We start from the raw sequence: 16046 nt of genomic DNA on the forward strand, positions 1-16046 counted from the left end.
TCCCGGCATCGGCCTCGGGTGCGGCACGATGGTCGCGTGAACTCGCAGCCGGTCATCGACCCCCTCGCCATCGCCGCCCTCGACACCGAACGGCACGTGGCCGCGGGCGGGTGGGACCAGCCGGCCCGCCTGTTCGCGTTGGTACGCACCGAGAGTCTGCTGGCTCGAGAGCCGCACCTGCGAGCGCAGATGGGGCCGAGCGACCTCGCGGGCGGGGCGCTCACCGCGGTCGAGCAGGAGGGCCTGCCCACCACGACCTCCCTCGAGACCCTCCTCGGCCGCCTGGCCTGGCCCGACGAGGTCGACGGCTGCGCCTTCGCGATCGAACGGATGGTGGTTCCCCCCGAGGCGGAGCGCGACCTCCCGACCCGATCTCAGGATGCCGTGGACGCGCTGGCCGCCCACCCTGACCGCAAGGACGTTCGGCTGCTCGTGGCCGTGCTGCGCGAGGGCCCGTCGATCTGTTTGCTGCGCCAACGTGAGCACGACTCCGACGACGCCGTCGCCACCGGCCCCGACATCGCCCCGGGGATCGTCGAGGCGCTGCGGGCCAGCTTCGCCCCCTGACCGTTGCCGGCATCCGCCGCGCGCGCCCTTTCTGCGCGACGCGCCGCGCGACGCGCAACCAGGGTCGAAACCACGACACCAACCGCGCGACGCGCCGCGCGACGCGCAACCAGGGTCGAAACCACGACACCAACCGCGCGACGCGCCGCGCGACGCGCAACCAGGGTCGAAACCACGACACCAACCGCGCGACGCGCCGCGCGACGCGCAACCAGGGTCGAAACCACGACACCAACCGCGCGACGCGCCGCGCGACGCGCAACGAGGGTCGAAACCACGACACCAACCGCGCGACGCGCCGCGCGACGCGCAAGAGGGGTAGGGGTCGCGCGGTCGGGCGGCTACCGCCTGACGGCGGTCAGGTACAGCGGGGCAAGGTCTGCGTCTGGCCCTTGGCGATGCCCTCGACGGCCACCTTGGCCTCGTCGAAGGTGGCGACCTTGAACACCTGCAGGCCGTCGGGCACGTTGCCCACCACCTCGTTGCAGTTGTCGGCCGGGGCCAGGAAGTAGTCGGCTCCACCGTCGCGGGCGCCGGCCATCTTCTGCCGGATGCCGCCGATGGGCCCCACGCTCGCCTGGTCGTCGATGGTGCCGGTGCCGGCGATCTGGTGGTCGCCCGTCAACGGGCCGGGCGTGAGCTTGTCGTAGATACCGAGCGAGAACATCAGGCCCGCCGAGGGCCCACCCACGGCGCCGGCGTTGATGGTGATCTTGGCGGGGAAGTCGTGGTCGACGCCCAGCAGCACCCCGAGCGCAGCGCCTCCGTTCTGCCCCTCGATGGTCGGCACACTCACCGGCACCTGCTTGCCACCCCGCGCCACGACCAGCTTCACGGCCTCGCCCGGCTTGACCCCGGCCAGCGCAGACCGCACGCTCTCGACCCCGGTCACCTTCGTTCCGCTGACCGACTCGAGGCGGTCCCTGGCCTTGAGCACGTCCTTGCCCTTGGACGACGGGGTGAAGCCCGCGATCACGATGTACGTCGGAACCTGCTTGCCGATCGCGCGCAACGCGACCGCGGTCGCCTCCTGCTGCGAACCCTGCATCTGTACAGCGTTCTCCTCGGCGACCTGCTCCTTGCTCGCGTCGGGGTCGAACACGTCGTCGACCGGCGAGACGTCGCGGGCCGGGTCGAGCCAGGCCCCCAGCACCTCCCACAGGTCGACGGGGTAGCCCGGGCCACCCTGGATGCGCACGGTGGTGAACTTCAGACTGCCCTGCGTCGGGTAGGTCTTCAGGTCGGACACCACGATGAGTGGCGTCGCCTTGCCGTTCTCGTCCTGCTCCCCGAGGGTGTTGATCGTCGGACCCGGGCTCTCGATGGCGTAGGGAAGATGAACGAGCGAGCCCACGACGAGCACGATGAGCATCCCGAAGAAAACGCCGAGCACCGTCTTGTTGCCGCGGGTCAGCCGCCCCGACCCGTCTCCGTTCGATTGCGGGCCCGAACCGGTGCGCCCAGCGTCTGCCCCGCCACCGCCTGCTGCCCCGGCGTCACCGGCCGGGCCGAGGGTTCCCTTCGCGGCCGCTCGGGGTGCCCACTTGATCGTTCTCACGGCAGGCCCACCCACTCGTCGGCCCCGTCGGCGAACCGCTGATGTTTCCAGATCGGCACCGTGGCCTTGAACTCGTCGATCAGCTCGCGACACACCTCGAAGGCCTCACCGCGGTGCTGGGCGCTGACACCCACGACGACGGCGATGTCACCGATCTCGAGTCGGCCCACTCGGTGCACGACGCCGATACGGACGCTTCGTCCGTCAGACGCGAGCCGTTCGGCCAACGCCCGTGCGACATCGGCGGCCTGGGGGTGGGCGGAGTAGTCGAGATGGGCGACATCGTTGGCGTGGTCGTGGTTGCGCACCACCCCGACGAAGAGGCAGATGCCGCCTGCCGTGGGGTCGGAGACACAGGCCATCACCTCGTCGACCGACAGAGGAGTGTCGCGGATCTCGGCAAGGGCCACTGTCACGACGTCATCGTAGGCGGTGCTCTGCCCGCGCGAACGTCGCCGGCTACCTCGACCGTGATCGGCGCCCGGTTCGAGGGAACCAATCGCGCGGGTTCGTGGTTGTCTTGACTAACCAAGCAGGGGCGGTGTGGGCCGGGGCTCGACCCAGACCGCAATTCATCTCGATCAGACGTCGACCACACCTCGACTCACGCCAGGAGCAGCCATGTCCGACCCCCGCGACCCCTTCGACGGCCGAGACGACGATCGTGACGAGCTGAGCGGTCGCGACGACGACTTCGACCTCTCCGACCTGCCTGACCTGCCGGACCCGCAGGGGATGAACCCGGGTGATCTCGGCGCGATGCTCGAGCAGGTGCTCGGTGAGGCGGTGTCCAACCCCGAGCTGGCCGAGGCCATGCGCAGCATGGGGGTCGACCCCACCGACCCCTCCACCCAAGCCGCGATGCGAGCCCAGCTCAGCACCTTCATGGCGGCGCAGCAGTCGCCGACCGGCTCGCGTGACCTGGCCACCGAGGTGGCGCGCAAGCACGTGGCCGCCACCGAGGGCAACGACGTGCACGACGCAGCTGCCGCGCGGTCGATCGAGGATGCCGTGTCGGTCGCCACGCTGTGGCTCAACGAGCAGACGACGCTCGACGCCCCCTCCTGGCGGGCCACCGGGTTCAGCCGGGCCGAGTGGGTCGACGCGACGATGCCGCGGTGGTTCGAGCTCATCGAGCCCGTCTCCGACGGCGTGACCACCGCCACCACCGAGGCCCTGCGCAAGCAGGTGCGCGACCTCGGCCCCGAGGCCTTCGGCGATGCGCTCCCCCCGGGCGTCCCTGCTGGGTTCGACCCCAGCGCCATGGTGGAGCAGTGGGCGCCGATGCTCGGAAACCTCAGTCGCCAGATGTTCTCTGCCCAGCTCGGGCAGGCCGTCGGCACCCTTGCGACCGAGGTCGTCGGTGCGACCGAGGTGGGTCTGCCGCTGACCGAGCCGGGGCTCGTGGCCCTGCTGCCGGGCAACGTGGCTGCGATGGCACAGGCCCTCGAGATCGACATCGCCCAGGTGCGGCTCTACCTGGCCGTGCGTGAGGCCGCCCGCGTGCGCCTGTTCTCTCAGGTGCCGTGGCTCGGGCCGCAGCTGTTGTCGGCCGTCAGCGACTACGCACGCAACATCACGATCGACACCGAGGCCATCGAGTCGGCCCTGTCGACCATCGACGCCACCGACCCGGAGGCTCTGCAAGGAGCCTTGCAGGGCAACCTCTTCCGCCCGCAACCCACTGAGGCGCAGCGCGCTGCGCTCGATCGGCTCGAGACCCTGCTCGCGCTGGCCGAAGGCTGGGTCGACCACGTCACCGACCGGGCCACGTCGGCCCATCTCCCCCAGTCGGCGGCCCTGGGTGAGACGATCCGGCGGCGCCGGGTCGGAGGCGCCGCTCAGAAGACCTTCGCGGGGCTGGTCGGGCTCGAGCTGCGACCGCGGCGTCTTCGCGACGCTGCCAACCTCTGGGCTGCCCTGGAGGATGCCGGCGGCGCGAGCCTGCGTGACGGTCGGTGGGCCCACCCCGACCTCGCACCCACGTCGGCCGACCTCGACGACCTGATCGGGTTCGTCGAACGGGCCACCGGCACGGGCCCGGCACGGGCGTCCGGCGACTCCGACGCGCCCACCGACGAGCTCGACTCCGCGGGGCTGGGCGCCGACCTCGACTCGGTGCTCAAGGGCATTCTCGACGAGGCGGAGCGTTCCGGCGACACGCCCGGCGCGCCCGACGACACGCCCGACGACGCTGGTCGAGACCACCCTGACGAGCGGTCTTGACGGAGCGGCATCCCACCGCGCCGGCTGCACGTCACGACGCGATCGACCGACTCACCCACTGGCCCGCCCCCGACCCGCAGCAGGAGCAGCTTCGGCGTGAGCTGCTCGCGCACATCACGGCCCACCCCGACGGACTGTCGAAGGCCGGCCCGCCTGACCATCTCACCGCCAGCCTCGTCGTGCTCGACGACGCCCGTCAGCGGGTGCTGCTCACCCTGCATCGCCGGGCGCGCGCGTGGTTCCAGTTCGGGGGGCACATCGAGCACGACGACGCGACGCTGTGGCACGCGGCGGCCCGGGAAGGGCGCGAGGAGTCGGGGATCGACGACCTGCGCGTGTTTCCCGAGATCGTCCACCTCGACCGCCACCTGCTCGACGGCGACTTCGGCACCTGTCGCGAGCACCTCGACGTGCGGTTCGCGGCCATCGCCCCACCGGGCTCCGTGCCCGATGTGAGCACCGAGTCGCTCGACGTGCGCTGGTGGCCGGTCGACGCGCTCCCCTCGGGAAGCAGGGACGACCTCACGCCGCTGGTCATGGCCGCCCTGAGGCTCAGACGCTGACCGTCGGCGGAACACCTTTCGATGGCGTGCACGCCTCGAGCGTGGCCTCGACGTCCGCAGCATCAGGATCGGGATCGGGGTCGGTATCGGGGTCGTCGTCCGTGATCTCGAGACGGGCGGTGGCTGCGACGCCCTGCAGGTAGCCGCGGGCCCGTTCCAGCCTGGGGTAGCCCGCGAGCAGACCCCAGAACTCGACGCCGTGTCCCGTCTCGAGCAGGTGGGCCAGCTCGTGCAGCAAGACGTAGTCGCGCACCCAGCCAGGCATGTCGCGCAGCTGGGCCGAGAGGCGGATCGTGCCGTCGGCCGGGGTGCACGAGCCCCATCGGGTGCGCTGGTTTGTCACCCAGCGCACGCTCGCCGGCCGAGCCCGGCCCGAAAGGTACTGCCGCGAGAGCTCCGTCGCCCGCCGCTGCAGGTCGGTGTCACTGCGAGGGCGGCGCGCCTCGGACGCCTCGACCCTGGCCACCATGGCCCGCACCCACTCGTCCTCCTCCGACCGGCTCATCCGCGCCGGAACGAGCACGACGAGCCGCCCCTCCTGCCGGTAGGCCGACACGGTTCGTCGACGCCGTCCGCTGCGGCGCACCTCGACACTGACGCCGTCGACCACCCGCTGCACCACCTCACGTGCTCCCCCCGCCATGGAGGCAGCGTACGCAGCCAGGGTCCAGCCGGGCGTCGACAGGGCGTCCAGCGCATCGGCGGCAGACGCGCCCAACGGACGCCAGCATGATTTCGTGCTCAGCGTGCTCTAGGGTGAGCGGAGCCGAGGCGCCCGTCGGATGGGGGCCCGCAACGAGGAGACACCATGGCTGATGAGACATACAAGGGCGAGTTCTACTGCGTGAAGTGCAAGGAGAAGCGCGAAGCCGAGGGCAACGTTGTCGTGTCCGACAACGGTCGCCGCATGGCCAAGGGCAAGTGCCCGGTCTGCGGAACGAACCTCAACCGCATCCTGGGCAAGGCCTGAACCAGGCTGGTCCAGGCAGGTCACACGACACGCGCACCCGTCACGGATGCCGTAACCGCCTGAACCGGTGACCGGGGGCCTCTGGCTCCCGCATCGCCAAACACTGCCGTAGTCGTGCGGCGTGTGCTGCCGGCCGATCGGGCCTGTGGACGACCCACCATCCTGCCGAGGCAGACCTGCGACCCTGACGGCATCCGGGGCCCTCGCCCGCCAGCACGGAGGTCTCATGGTCAGCGCCAACCCAGACTCACGACTACGGTTCCACCCGTGGCACCGGCCGATCCTGCGGTGCGCCGGGGAGGTGCAGTTCGGGCTGCTGCCCGAAGGTCCCATCGTGGCGGGGCTCACCGAGGCCGAGGTGGCTCTACTGGCCCGCCTCGACGGGTCGCGCAGCCTTCGCACCTGTTTTGTCGAGGCCGCCGCCACCGGGGTGAAGGCCCTCCGATGGCGTGAGCTGGTCGACCTGTTGGTCGAGCTCGGCCTGGTCGAGTCCCTGCCCGAGCACGTCGGCTGGTCAGGCTCAGCGCAGGGGCCGGCGTTGGGTTCGGCGCTCGAGTCGGTGTCTGCTTCGACGCGCCGACCCGCGTTCCCAGGCGCTGGCGGGTCAGCCCGGCTGGGTCGTGCCGGTCCCCCGAGCCTGACGGCACCCACCGGACCGGTCGTCGTCGACGGGTCCGGCCCGTTGGCCGAACAGCTGGTCACGCTGCTGAGTCGCGACCTGCCGGCTCGGTCGGTGTCCACCACGTCAGCCGTGATGGGCCGGTCGGTGGCGTCGACCGGCGCGGTCTCATCTGTCGTGACCGTCGACCAGGTCAACGCGACTCCCTCGCTCGTCGTTCTCGTCGGCGCACCAGCTCTCGACCCGCGGTCCGGCGACCGGTGGCTGGCCAGCGGAACCACCCACCTGCCCGTGTCGGCTGCCGGCCGGCGCACCACCATCGGACCCCTCGTCGAGGGGCCCGCAGGTCCCTGCCTGTGGTGCCTCGACCTGCATCGTGCCGACCGCGACGACGCCTGGCCCACGGTCATGGCCCAGCTCTGCCCAGACGATGCCACCCGGCTCACCGCTTCGGTCCGGGGGGCTGGGCCACTGCACGGCGTCGACCTGCTGACCGCGGCCGAGCTGCACCTGACGGCCGGAAGCGTTGCGGTGTTCGTCCAGAGCGTGCTGGCCGGCCACCGGCCGCCACCAGGCATCTCGATCGACATCTGCCTGCCCTGGCCGCGAACGGACCACCGTCGATGGGCGGTGCACCCACGCTGTCGCCTGCACGACGGCGTCGAGCCATACGAAGACCGTCAGGGGTCTGACGGGCAGCGCGTCGACGACGGCGATGCTGTGGCCTGAGGCGTGCCGACAGTCACCGCTCCGACGTGCGCCGGAGCCAGCGTCTAGAGTCGAAGTCAGGGGCGCAACCAACAACCATCGGCAGGGGTGCACGGCGTGACCGATCTACCGCGCAAGGCAGTCGTGCGCAGCGCGCGCCTTGCCAGTGTGCCGCTCGGCCTGGCCGGGCGCACCGCCCTCGGCCTCGGCAAGCGCATCGGTGGCAAGCCGGCCGAGCTGGTGGCCGCCGAGCTGCAGGCGCGCACGGCCCAACAGCTGTTCCAGGTGCTCGGTGAGCTCAAGGGCGGCGCGATGAAGTTCGGACAGGCGCTCTCGATCTTCGAAGCCGCCTTCCCGGAGGAGATGGCCGGCCCGTACCGCGCGATGCTCACCAAGCTGCAGGACAGCGCACCACCGATGCCCACCAGCTCGGTGCACGGTGTGCTGCGCGACGAGCTGGGGGCACGCTGGCGCAACCAGTTCGAGTCCTTCGACGACGCACCGGTGGCGTCGGCCTCCATCGGGCAGGTGCACCGAGCCGTCTGGAAGGACGGACGCGCAGCCGCCGTCAAGATCCAGTACCCGGGCGCCGGCGCCGCCCTCATGAGCGACATCAAACAGCTGTCGCGGGTGGCGAAGGTGGCGACCGCCTGGGTGCCCGGCATCGAGATCGGGCCGATCCTGACCGAGCTGCGTGACCGCATGGCCGAAGAGCTCGACTACCGGCTGGAGGCGCAGTCGCAGGCGGTGTTCGCGGAGGCCTTCGAGGGCGACCCGGAGTTCGCGGTGCCGGTGGTTCTCGCCGGCACCGAGCACGTCATCGTGTCGGAGTGGCTGGAGGGAAAGCCGCTGTCGCGCATCATCGCCGACGGCACTCCCGCAGAGCGGAACGCCGCCTCCCAGCTCTACCTCGGGTTTCTGATGGCGGGCCCCGCCTACACCGGGATGCTGCACGCCGACCCCCACCCGGGCAACTTCCGGATGACCCCCGACGGCCGTCTGGGGGTCATCGACTTCGGAGCCGTCAACCGTCTTCCGGGCGGGATGCCGGTCGAGATCGGGCATCTGCTCACTGCCGGCCTCGACGGGGGCGCCGATGCGGTGCTGCAGGGGCTGCGCAACATTGGCTTCGTGCGCGAGAACATCGACCTCGACGCCAACCGGCTGCTCGACTACCTCGAACCGTTCCTGGCGCCGTTCCGCTCTGACGAGTTCACCTTCAGCCGTGACTGGCTCCGGGGGGTGTTCGCTCACATCAACGATCCGCGCCAGCCGAACTACACCGTCGGCTACAAGCTGAACCTGCCCGCGGAGTACCTGCTCATCCACCGGGTATGGGGTGGCGGCATCGGTGTGCTCAGCCAGCTCGAGGGAACGGTGCGCGGTCGCGAGCTCGTCGACGAGCTGCTCCCGGGCGCCGACCTGCCGCCGGTCTCGGCCTGACAGACGAAACCGCGGGTGACGTGCGCGTCACCCGCGGCTCGCTCACTGCATCCAGTGGTTCAGCGTGATGTTCCTCTGTCGTGCTCCGGTCGCCCTCATCGAGGCGGCGGCTCACGTGTCGTCGTGCCGACGGCTCGCCCGGATCTCCTGAGCAATCAGCCTGGCACTGCGGCGAATTCCGCTGCGGTCCTGGCGCCGAGTGCGCTGGGCGATCCGTTCGCGAGCCAGCATCTCCAGCTGGTTCATGACGTCCTCCTTGTCGGTGAATGGTCTTCTCGTGTGCCATCTGGGCCCTCGCCTCAGGCCGCCACGGGATGTTTGCGAGGCCGGCCCCGTGGCCGCTTGCGCGCCACGACCGCCCCCTGCACGAGCAGCTGCCCGCCCCAGACGCCCCAGGGCTCGTGACGCTCGAGGGCGCCGGCGAGGCACTGGGTCCGTAGTGGGCACATCCCGCACAGCGTCTTGGCGAACTCGACGTCCTCCGGGCGCTCGGCGAACCAGAGCTCAGCGTCGTAGTCACGACAGGGGATGGTCTCGCCACCCGGCTCGACCTCCGCCTGGTGGTCGAGCAGCTGGCTGAGCGGCATCGTTCTCACCTCCGTCTGGGCGGTGCCCGGCTGGGCGCCGCCGTTCTCACTGGCCTGCTCTCTGTCGGTTCTGCTCCGAAGGCCCGCGCCCGTGGCGCGGGTCTCGGTCCTGCTGCTCGGCATCCGGGGTGTCATGGTGTCCCGATCTGTCTCGCACCCGGTGGGTGCTGCGGTGGATGGTTGCTGACGGTGGGAGCGGCCGGTTGTTCTCTTGCCGAACGTCAGGCAAACGAAAAGGCCGCCAACCCGGTGATGTCGGGTTCGCGGCCTGTGAGGTGAGGCTGGGTCTGGGGTCAGACCGGGGGCCTCCCACGGCGGGAGCGAGCGACATCAGGGGTCTTGTAGGCGAAGGTGGAGCCGGTCGAATCGCCGATGACTCCCGTGAACGGGGCATCGACAGAGGCGAGGCACACCCACGCGATGGGCAGGGCGATAGGCAGCGCGTTCGGCGTGACGATCGACACAGCGGTGCCTAGGGCGCCGACCATGACGGGTGCGACACGACGCTGGTCAACCCGGCGCACACGCACAGAAGCGACGCAGCTGTCTGCGTGCTTCGTGGTGGTGTTGTTCTTCATCAGGCTGACCTCCTCACTGTTCTCGCGCTCCCCGGCGGGCAACCGATGCCTCCGGGCTTGACTTGATCAGGGTACGCGGGTGGTTCCCGGCCCAACAACTGATTTTCCGAACTTTCCTGAAGATTTTCTCGGCTACGAAGGCTTGGCGGCCGATTCGCTTGTGTCAGAACGCTTCTCAAGGAGTTCTTCAGGGTCTGCACCACCCATGATGGCGATGACATCGTCGGCGTACTGCTCGAGCTTGCGGGCGCCCACGCCGCTGATGGCCGACAGTGCCCTCGCATCGGCGGGCTCACTCTCGGCAATGGCCGTGAGGGTGGCATCGGTGAACACGACGTACGCCGGCACACTCGCCTCGCGGGCGACGGCCAGACGCCAGGCCCGCAGACGCTCGAAGGTCGCCTCGTCGTAGGTGGGGGGGCAGTCGTCACAACGACCCACCTTGCGCTGCGCCGCGCTCGTCAGCTCGGCTCCGCACCCCCGGCACGTTCGCGGGGTGGAGACCTTCGGGCTCGAGCGCCGCCCGCCGCCGCTCGCCTTGGTGGCGCTGGTGCGGGCGCCATCACCGAGGATGCCGGTGGCGCCGGCCAGGAAGCGTGAGACCCGGCGGCCCCGGCGGCCTCCGGGGTTGCGGGCTCCCGACCACGACAGGAACAGCTCGCGGCGAGCCCGGGTGAGGCCGACGTAGAGCAGCCGTCGCTCCTCCTCGATCTCGTCAGGCCCCTCGGCCATCGAGATCGGGAGAAGGCCCTCGGAGACACCGACGATGAACACGGTGTCCCACTCGAGACCTTTCGCTGCGTGCAGGCTGGCGAGGGTGACGCCCTGGACGACCGGGGCGTGCTGCTCAGCAGCGCGCCGGTCGAGCTCGGCGACGAGCTCGGGCAGCCGCGCCTCGGGCGCGGCCACCGCCAGGTTGTCGGCCTCGCTCGCCAGGGCGTTCAGCGACTCCCACCGTTCGCGGGTGGCACCGCTGCCGGCGGGGGGCTGCTCGGCCCAGCCTGCGCCGGTGATGACGTCGCGAACCAGGTGCCCCAGCGGCTTCTCGCCGTCGTCGCCTCGTGCCGCTCCCCGGAGCAGCAGGATCGCCGCCCGCACCTCCTTGCGGGCGAAGAAACGCTCGCCGCCGCGCACGAGGTACGGCACGCCGGCATCCGTGAGGGCCGACTCGAAGGCCTCCGACTGGGCGTTGATCCGAAAGAGCACGGCTATCTCAGCCGCGGGGTGACCTTTGTCGACGAGGCGCCGGATGCGCTCGGCCACGGCCACCGCCTCGGCCGGGTCGTCAGGGTGCTCGCTCAGCAGCGGGGTCGGGCCCGGCGCACCCTCGGAGACCAGGCGCAGGGCGCCGCTGCGCACCGCCTCGGGGCCCGAGCCGATCACGGTGTTGGCGAGCGTCACGATCTGCGGGGTCGAACGGTAGTTGCGCACCAGCCGCACGACGTGCGCCTTCGGGAAGCGGTTCGTGAACCCGAGCAGGTGGCGGGGGCTCGCCCCGGTGAAGGAGTAGATCGTCTGGCTCGGGTCACCCACGACGACGAGGTCGTCGCGCTCGCCCAGCCACACGTCGAGCAGGCGCTGCTGCACGGCGTTGACGTCCTGGTACTCGTCGACGACGAACGAGCGGTACTGCCCTCGCACGGCGCGGGCGATGTCGTCGCGCTCGTCGAGGATGCCGACCGTCGTCAGCAGCACGTCCTCGAAGTCGATGACCCCCCGCCGTTGCAGCACCTCCCCGTAGGCCTCGAAGAGCCGGGCCATCGCGGTGAGGTCGAGCCCGGGTGGCTCACGGCGAGCCGCCTTGGCCCCGGCGACGTAGGAGGCCGGGTCGAGCAGGTTGACCTTGGCCCACTCGATCTCGCCGGCGAGGTCACGAATGGTGGTGCGGTCGAACTGCAGCCGCAACCGCCCGGCGGCCTCCGCCACCGCTGACGCCTTCTGGCTGAGGATCTCCGGGGCGGCGCCCCCAACGGCCTGAGGCCAGAAGAAGTGCAGCTGCCGCAACGCCGCCGAGTGGAAGGTGCGGGCCTGCACCCCGGCCACCCCGAGCTGGCGCAGTCGGGTGCGCATCTCGCCGGCTGCCCGGGCGGTGAAGGTCAGGGCCAGCACGCGCTGGGGCTGCACCTGACCGGAGTGCACGGCGTAGGCGATGCGGTGGGTGATGGCACGCGTCTTACCGGTGCCGGCACCGGCCAGCACACACACGGGGCCGGGCGGTGCCGTGGCGACGTCGCGCTGCTCGGGGTCGAGGCCGGCGAGGATGTCGTCGGATGCCGCCGGGTTCAGGAGGGATCACCCGCGGTGGCGGCGTGCGCCGCGAGCACTGCGGCGGCATGGTCAGGCACGTAGTTCTGGTTGGCCTGCGGCGGGCGCACGTAGCCGCGCGGCGCCGGGCGGTCGGGGATGGGGGGCACGTCGGGCTGAACGGCGTCGTGGGGGATCGAGGTGAGCAGGTGGTTGATCACGTTGACCCGGGAGGAGCGCTTGTCTTCGGACTCGACGACGTACCACGGGGCCCACGCGGTGTCGGTGGCCGCCATCATCTCGTCCTTGGCCTGGGAGTAGTCCTCCCAGCGCGTGATCGACTCGAGGTCCATCGGTGAGAGCTTCCACTGCCGCATGGGGTCTTTCGCCCGCGACCGGAACCGGCGCTCCTGCTCGACGTCGGACACGCTGAACCAGTACTTGCGCACCACGATGCCGTCATCGACCAGCATCTGCTCGAAGACGGGAGCCTGCACGAGGAAGCGTGAATGCTGCTCGTCACTGCAGAAGCCCATCACTCGCTCGACACCGGCCCGGTTGTACCAGGAGCGGTCGAACAGCACGATCTCGCCGGCAGCCGGCAGATGGGCCACGTAGCGCTGGAAGTACCATTCGGTCTTCTCGCGGTCGGTCGGCGCGGGCAGCGCCGAGATGCGCGCGACGCGGGGGCTGAGGTACTCGGTGATCCGCTTGATGGCCGAGCCCTTGCCGGCGGCGTCACGGCCCTCGAACACCACCACCACGCGTGCTCCGGTGGCTCGCGCCCACTCCTGCATCGCCACCAGCTCGGTCTGCAGCCGCCGCAGCTCGGCCTCGTAGACACCAAGGTCCATCTTCTTGGGCTTCGGCAGCTTCCGGTGCTTCTCGTGCTTCTCGTGCTTCTCGTGCTTCTCGTGCTTCTCGTCGCGATTGGCGTGATGCTTTCCCATGGGGTCATCCTTGCATCGAAGGACGACGCAGCGACGACGCAGCAAGGAGAGGCCGAGGCACCCGTGGACAACGCAACCGACCCAGAGACCAACCCCACCCAGCACGGATCCGGAACAGGCAGCGGCCACCCGGTTGCCGACCTGCTCCCACCACGCGGGACGGTGACGATGTTCACGACGTCGTGGTGCGGCTACTGCGCGCAGCTGAAGGGCGCGCTCACCCGCGACGGGCTCTCGTTCACCGAGGTCGACATCGAGGCCAACCCGACGCGGGCCGAGTTCGTCGAGCACGTCAACGCGGGCAACCGCACCGTGCCCACGGTGCTCTTCCCCGACGGCACGACCGCGACCAACCCGACGATCGCTGAGGTGCGCGAGCGGATCGCCGGCTGAGCGGCATCCTGCTGCGCTGCGCTCTGCCGCCGCTCAGAAGGGCCGGCCGCCCACCGACTCGACGCTCGCGCCGAGCCAGTGCTCGATGAGCCGCTTGGCGATGGAGATCCCGCTCGGGGTGCGGATCTCGTCACTGCGCAGGGCGGCCACGTACTCGTCGCGGGTGACCCAGCGCGCCTCGGCCATCTCCACCGGGTCGAGGCGCAGCGTCGGGTCACGGGTGGTGGCGATGAACCCGATCATGACCGACGCCGGGAACGGCCAGGGCTGGTTGCCGAGGTAGCGGGCCTGGTCGACGACGACCCCGACCTCCTCCATGACCTCGCGGGCCACAGCGGCCTCGAACGACTCCCCCGGTTCGACGAAGCCGGCCAGCACGGAGAAGCGCCCCTCGGGCCAGAGGGGCGAGCGTCCGAGCAACAAGCGGTCGTCGGAGTCGACGACCGCCATGATCACGGCCGGGTCGGTGCGAGGGTAGTGCTCGCTGCCCTCGGCCGTGCAGCGACGCACCCAGCCGGCGTTGACCGGCTCGGTGAGCGCTCCGCAGCGGGGGCAGTGGGTGTTCCGCGCGTGCCAGTTCGCCAGCGCCAGCGTCGTGGTGAAGACACCGGCGTCACGGTCTGAGAGCTCGCTGCCGACAGCGCGCAGACCCACCCAGGAACCGTCGGAGCCGTCGGCCCAGTCTGCGCCGTCGATCGGGTCGCTCATCACGACGGCGAGGTGGGCCCGGCCCTCGTCGTCGCGCCCCAGGTCGACGACGAGTCGCTCGACATCGGCCGGCTGCGGGGCGCTGAAGGCCAACGTCACCGCACCGCTGTCGTCACGGACGACCTCGAGCAGCTCACCGCGCAACCGCACGACGCGCGTGCCCCGGTCGGCGAGCAGCCGCTCGACGAGCCCGTCGTCGCGGCGTTCGAGGCCCGCCCGGTCGAGGGCCCCGCGGGAGAGCGCCAGATCGGTCAGGACGTCGTGAGTCGGTAGCACGCTTCCAGCCTAGGCCGGTTCGACCTGCGTGGCCCCGCCCACCTCCCACGTTCAGGGCCCCGTGCCGCCTACCGTGAAGGGGTGACCCGCAGTCCGCTCTTTCTCGCTGCCCTTGCGAGCTCGGCCGTGCCGGGCCTCGATCCGGTGTCTGTCGAGGGTGTGCACACCCGACCCGACGACCCGTTCGAGGTCGCCCACATCCATGACAGCCAGGACCGTCTCTGGGCGGTCAAGGTGCCGCGCACCCAGGCCGCCGGCGCCACCCTCGAAGACGTCACGCGCCTGTGTCAGCTGCTCGGACGACGTCTCGAGGTTGCCATCCCGATGGTGCGCGGCCAGGTGACCGTGCCCGAGGGCCGTGCCGTGGTCTACCCCCGGGTGCCGGGGCGTCCGCTCGACTTCGCCAGCCTCCCTCCGGGGCCGCTGGCCGGTGAGGTGGGGCGCGCCCTGGCCCACATCCACAACGTCGAGCACCTGCTGTTCGAGGAGGCCGGACTGGTCTCCTACGACGCCGAGGGCCGCCGACGACGTCAGCTCTCAGAGCTCGACCGGGCCGCCGCCACCGGTCACGTGCCGACCAACCTGCTCACCCGCTGGGAGCGCGCGCTCGAGGACGTCTCGCTGTGGCGGTTCGCCCCCTGCCCGGTTCACGGCACCTTCGTCGGCGAGAACGTGCTGGCCTCGTTCGACGACGAGGGGGATGCCGGCACCGGGCGGGTTCGGGGCGTGCTGGCGTGGGAGGAGGCGCACATCGGCGACCCGGCTGACGACTTCGCCGAGCTGATCGCACGGGCCTCCCCCGACGCTGTCGACTCGGTGCTGGAGGCCTACGCCCAGTCTCGGGTCGAGCGGCCCGATGCCAGTCTCGTGACGCGGGCTCGTCTGGCGGGTGAGATGAGCGTCGTGCGCACCCTGCTGCGCGCGCTCTCCGCCGGCCTGCTGGGCGTGGTCGAGCAGGCGTCCGAGGCGTTGCGCGACCTCGACGAGCAGACGGGGGCCGAAGACCGCCGCCACGAGCAGGAGGACGCCGCCCGGCTCGAACGGGACCGCCTCGAACGCGCCGAGGCCTTCGCGGCCGCCGAGGCCGCCGCGGGCCGGTCCCGCCCTGCGGACCTGCCCGATGACGCCCCCTGGGAGGCCACCGCCCCCCACGTGCCGTCGTTCGGCTCCGAAGCGGAGGCGCCGGCCGAGCTCGCCCCCTCGACTGCCGTTGCGGAGTCCGCTGCCGATGCCATCCCGAACGATCCTGTGCAGGCCGACGGCGACGCGACCCAGCCGCACGTCACGGCCGCGCATCGGGGGGAGGACGCCGCGCCGGTGCTCGACCGGCATGACGCCACCTCGTTCGAGATCGACCAGGCCGAAGCACTTCCCGATAGCGGCGGTGCCAGTAGTGACAGAAGTGACAGCAATGCCGGCGGTGACGGAGATGCGGATGCGGCATACGGGGTGGTGTTCGACGAGCACGAGGGCGCGTCCGCGTTCGTTCCCACCGTTCCCGCCGATCCCGCCGATCCCGCCGATCCCGCCGATCCCGCCGGCCCCAACGACTCGACCGGCGGACCGTCCACCACCTCCGGCTGACCGCGCTGCCGGAAGGGCCGGCAGCCGACACCGACTCCGACTCCAACTCCGACTCCGGGATCACTACGTCAC

General features: G+C 70.9%; 17 protein-coding genes. 8 read left to right on the forward strand and 9 right to left on the reverse strand.

Annotated elements, in window-relative coordinates:
• Nucleotides 1-36: 36 nt before the first annotated feature.
• Nucleotides 37-567: a PPA1309 family protein gene (locus BA895_RS03555; protein WP_139142501.1), complete on the forward strand. Its 531-nt coding sequence runs from the start codon at nt 37-39 to the stop codon at nt 565-567.
• A gap of 358 nt (nt 568-925) precedes the next feature.
• Here BA895_RS03555 and BA895_RS03560 read toward each other — a convergent pair whose 3' ends face one another.
• Nucleotides 926-2125, reverse strand: a complete 1200-nt coding sequence (locus BA895_RS03560) for a PDZ domain-containing protein (RefSeq protein WP_254666300.1) — start codon at nt 2123-2125, stop codon at nt 926-928.
• The gene (locus tag BA895_RS03565) at nt 2122-2541 is read right to left on the reverse strand and encodes a molybdenum cofactor biosynthesis protein MoaE (protein ID WP_083282928.1); all 420 of its coding nucleotides are present in this window, start codon (nt 2539-2541) and stop codon (nt 2122-2124) included. The genes BA895_RS03560 and BA895_RS03565 overlap by 4 nt, the downstream gene beginning before the upstream one ends.
• A gap of 205 nt (nt 2542-2746) precedes the next feature.
• On the opposite strand from BA895_RS03565, the gene BA895_RS03570 reads away from it, so the two are divergent.
• Together BA895_RS03570 and BA895_RS03575 are read left to right on the forward strand one after the other, a co-directional pair.
• A complete protein-coding gene (locus BA895_RS03570; RefSeq protein ID WP_254666301.1) occupies nt 2747-4351 on the forward strand; it encodes a zinc-dependent metalloprotease in 1605 nt (534 codons plus the stop codon).
• Complete coding sequence (locus BA895_RS03575) at nt 4348-4914, forward strand: NUDIX hydrolase (protein WP_070190517.1); 567 nt, start codon at nt 4348-4350, stop codon at nt 4912-4914. The genes BA895_RS03570 and BA895_RS03575 overlap by 4 nt, the downstream gene beginning before the upstream one ends.
• Here the strand turns inward: BA895_RS03575 and BA895_RS03580 are convergent.
• On the reverse strand, nt 4904-5557 hold the full coding sequence (locus BA895_RS03580; RefSeq protein ID WP_083282930.1) for a M48 family metallopeptidase: 654 nt from the start codon (nt 5555-5557) through the stop codon (nt 4904-4906). The two genes, BA895_RS03575 and BA895_RS03580, sit on opposite strands and share 11 nt — an antisense overlap.
• Before the next feature lie 165 nt (nt 5558-5722).
• Between BA895_RS03580 and BA895_RS23390 the strand changes: the two genes are divergently transcribed.
• From BA895_RS23390 to BA895_RS03590, 3 genes are all read left to right on the forward strand, one after another.
• Complete coding sequence (locus BA895_RS23390) at nt 5723-5884, forward strand: DUF5679 domain-containing protein (RefSeq protein ID WP_009775774.1); 162 nt, start codon at nt 5723-5725, stop codon at nt 5882-5884.
• A 226-nt stretch (nt 5885-6110) separates the two neighbouring features.
• Nucleotides 6111-7232 carry a hypothetical protein gene (locus BA895_RS03585; RefSeq protein ID WP_070190518.1) on the forward strand — a complete coding sequence of 374 codons (1122 nt, stop codon included), beginning with the start codon at nt 6111-6113 and terminating at the stop codon, nt 7230-7232.
• A 96-nt stretch (nt 7233-7328) separates the two neighbouring features.
• Nucleotides 7329-8654, forward strand: coding sequence for an AarF/ABC1/UbiB kinase family protein (locus tag BA895_RS03590; protein WP_070190565.1), 1326 nt, complete (start codon nt 7329-7331; stop codon nt 8652-8654).
• Nucleotides 8655-8765: 111 nt separating this feature from the next.
• On the opposite strand, the gene BA895_RS24695 is transcribed toward BA895_RS03590, so the two are convergent.
• The 5 genes from BA895_RS24695 to ppk2 form a co-directional block, all read right to left on the reverse strand.
• A complete protein-coding gene (locus BA895_RS24695) occupies nt 8766-8900 on the reverse strand; it encodes a hypothetical protein (protein ID WP_256388426.1) in 135 nt (44 codons plus the stop codon).
• Between the two features lie 53 nt (nt 8901-8953).
• Entirely contained in the window at nt 8954-9241 is a 288-nt protein-coding gene (locus BA895_RS03595) for a WhiB family transcriptional regulator (protein ID WP_070190566.1), read from the reverse strand.
• A 293-nt stretch (nt 9242-9534) separates the two neighbouring features.
• A complete protein-coding gene (locus BA895_RS03600) occupies nt 9535-9819 on the reverse strand; it encodes a hypothetical protein (protein WP_139142502.1) in 285 nt (94 codons plus the stop codon).
• Nucleotides 9820-9951: 132 nt separating this feature from the next.
• Nucleotides 9952-12105, reverse strand: coding sequence for an ATP-dependent DNA helicase UvrD2 (locus tag BA895_RS03605; RefSeq protein ID WP_070190520.1), 2154 nt, complete (start codon nt 12103-12105; stop codon nt 9952-9954).
• Nucleotides 12102-12917, reverse strand: a complete 816-nt coding sequence (gene ppk2, locus BA895_RS03610) for a polyphosphate kinase 2 (RefSeq protein ID WP_070190567.1) — start codon at nt 12915-12917, stop codon at nt 12102-12104. Before ppk2 ends, BA895_RS03605 begins: the two co-directional genes overlap by 4 nt.
• A gap of 159 nt (nt 12918-13076) precedes the next feature.
• Here ppk2 and BA895_RS03615 point away from each other — a divergent pair, with 159 nt between their 5' ends.
• A complete protein-coding gene (locus BA895_RS03615; protein WP_371327686.1) occupies nt 13077-13406 on the forward strand; it encodes a mycoredoxin in 330 nt (109 codons plus the stop codon).
• Between the two features lie 33 nt (nt 13407-13439).
• On the opposite strand, the gene nudC is transcribed toward BA895_RS03615, so the two are convergent.
• Complete coding sequence (nudC, locus tag BA895_RS03620) at nt 13440-14390, reverse strand: NAD(+) diphosphatase (protein WP_070190521.1); 951 nt, start codon at nt 14388-14390, stop codon at nt 13440-13442.
• A gap of 81 nt (nt 14391-14471) precedes the next feature.
• Here nudC and BA895_RS03625 point away from each other — a divergent pair, with 81 nt between their 5' ends.
• Complete coding sequence (locus BA895_RS03625) at nt 14472-15974, forward strand: phosphotransferase (RefSeq protein WP_070190522.1); 1503 nt, start codon at nt 14472-14474, stop codon at nt 15972-15974.
• Nucleotides 15975-16046: the final 72 nt, after the last annotated feature.

This window comes from Humibacillus sp. DSM 29435, from assembly GCF_001758225.1.
Lineage (GTDB): Bacteria > Actinomycetota > Actinomycetes > Actinomycetales > Dermatophilaceae > DSM-29435.

Bases quoted from the DNA above. Each gene is read 5' to 3' on its own strand.
- BA895_RS24695 (WP_256388426.1), bottom strand. From the start codon at position 8,900: ATGAACCAGCTGGAGATGCTGGCTCGCGAACGGATCGCCCAGCGCACT.
- BA895_RS03580 (WP_083282930.1), bottom strand. From the start codon at position 5,557: ATGGCGGGGGGAGCACGTGAGGTGGTGCAGCGGGTGGTCGACGGCGTC.
- BA895_RS23390 (WP_009775774.1), top strand. From the start codon at position 5,723: ATGGCTGATGAGACATACAAGGGCGAGTTCTACTGCGTGAAGTGCAAG.
- BA895_RS03570 (WP_254666301.1), top strand. From the start codon at position 2,747: ATGTCCGACCCCCGCGACCCCTTCGACGGCCGAGACGACGATCGTGAC.
- BA895_RS03595 (WP_070190566.1), bottom strand. From the start codon at position 9,241: ATGCCGCTCAGCCAGCTGCTCGACCACCAGGCGGAGGTCGAGCCGGGT.
- BA895_RS03600 (WP_139142502.1), bottom strand. From the start codon at position 9,819: ATGAAGAACAACACCACCACGAAGCACGCAGACAGCTGCGTCGCTTCT.
- BA895_RS03585 (WP_070190518.1), top strand. From the start codon at position 6,111: ATGGTCAGCGCCAACCCAGACTCACGACTACGGTTCCACCCGTGGCAC.
- ppk2 (WP_070190567.1), bottom strand. From the start codon at position 12,917: ATGGACCTTGGTGTCTACGAGGCCGAGCTGCGGCGGCTGCAGACCGAG.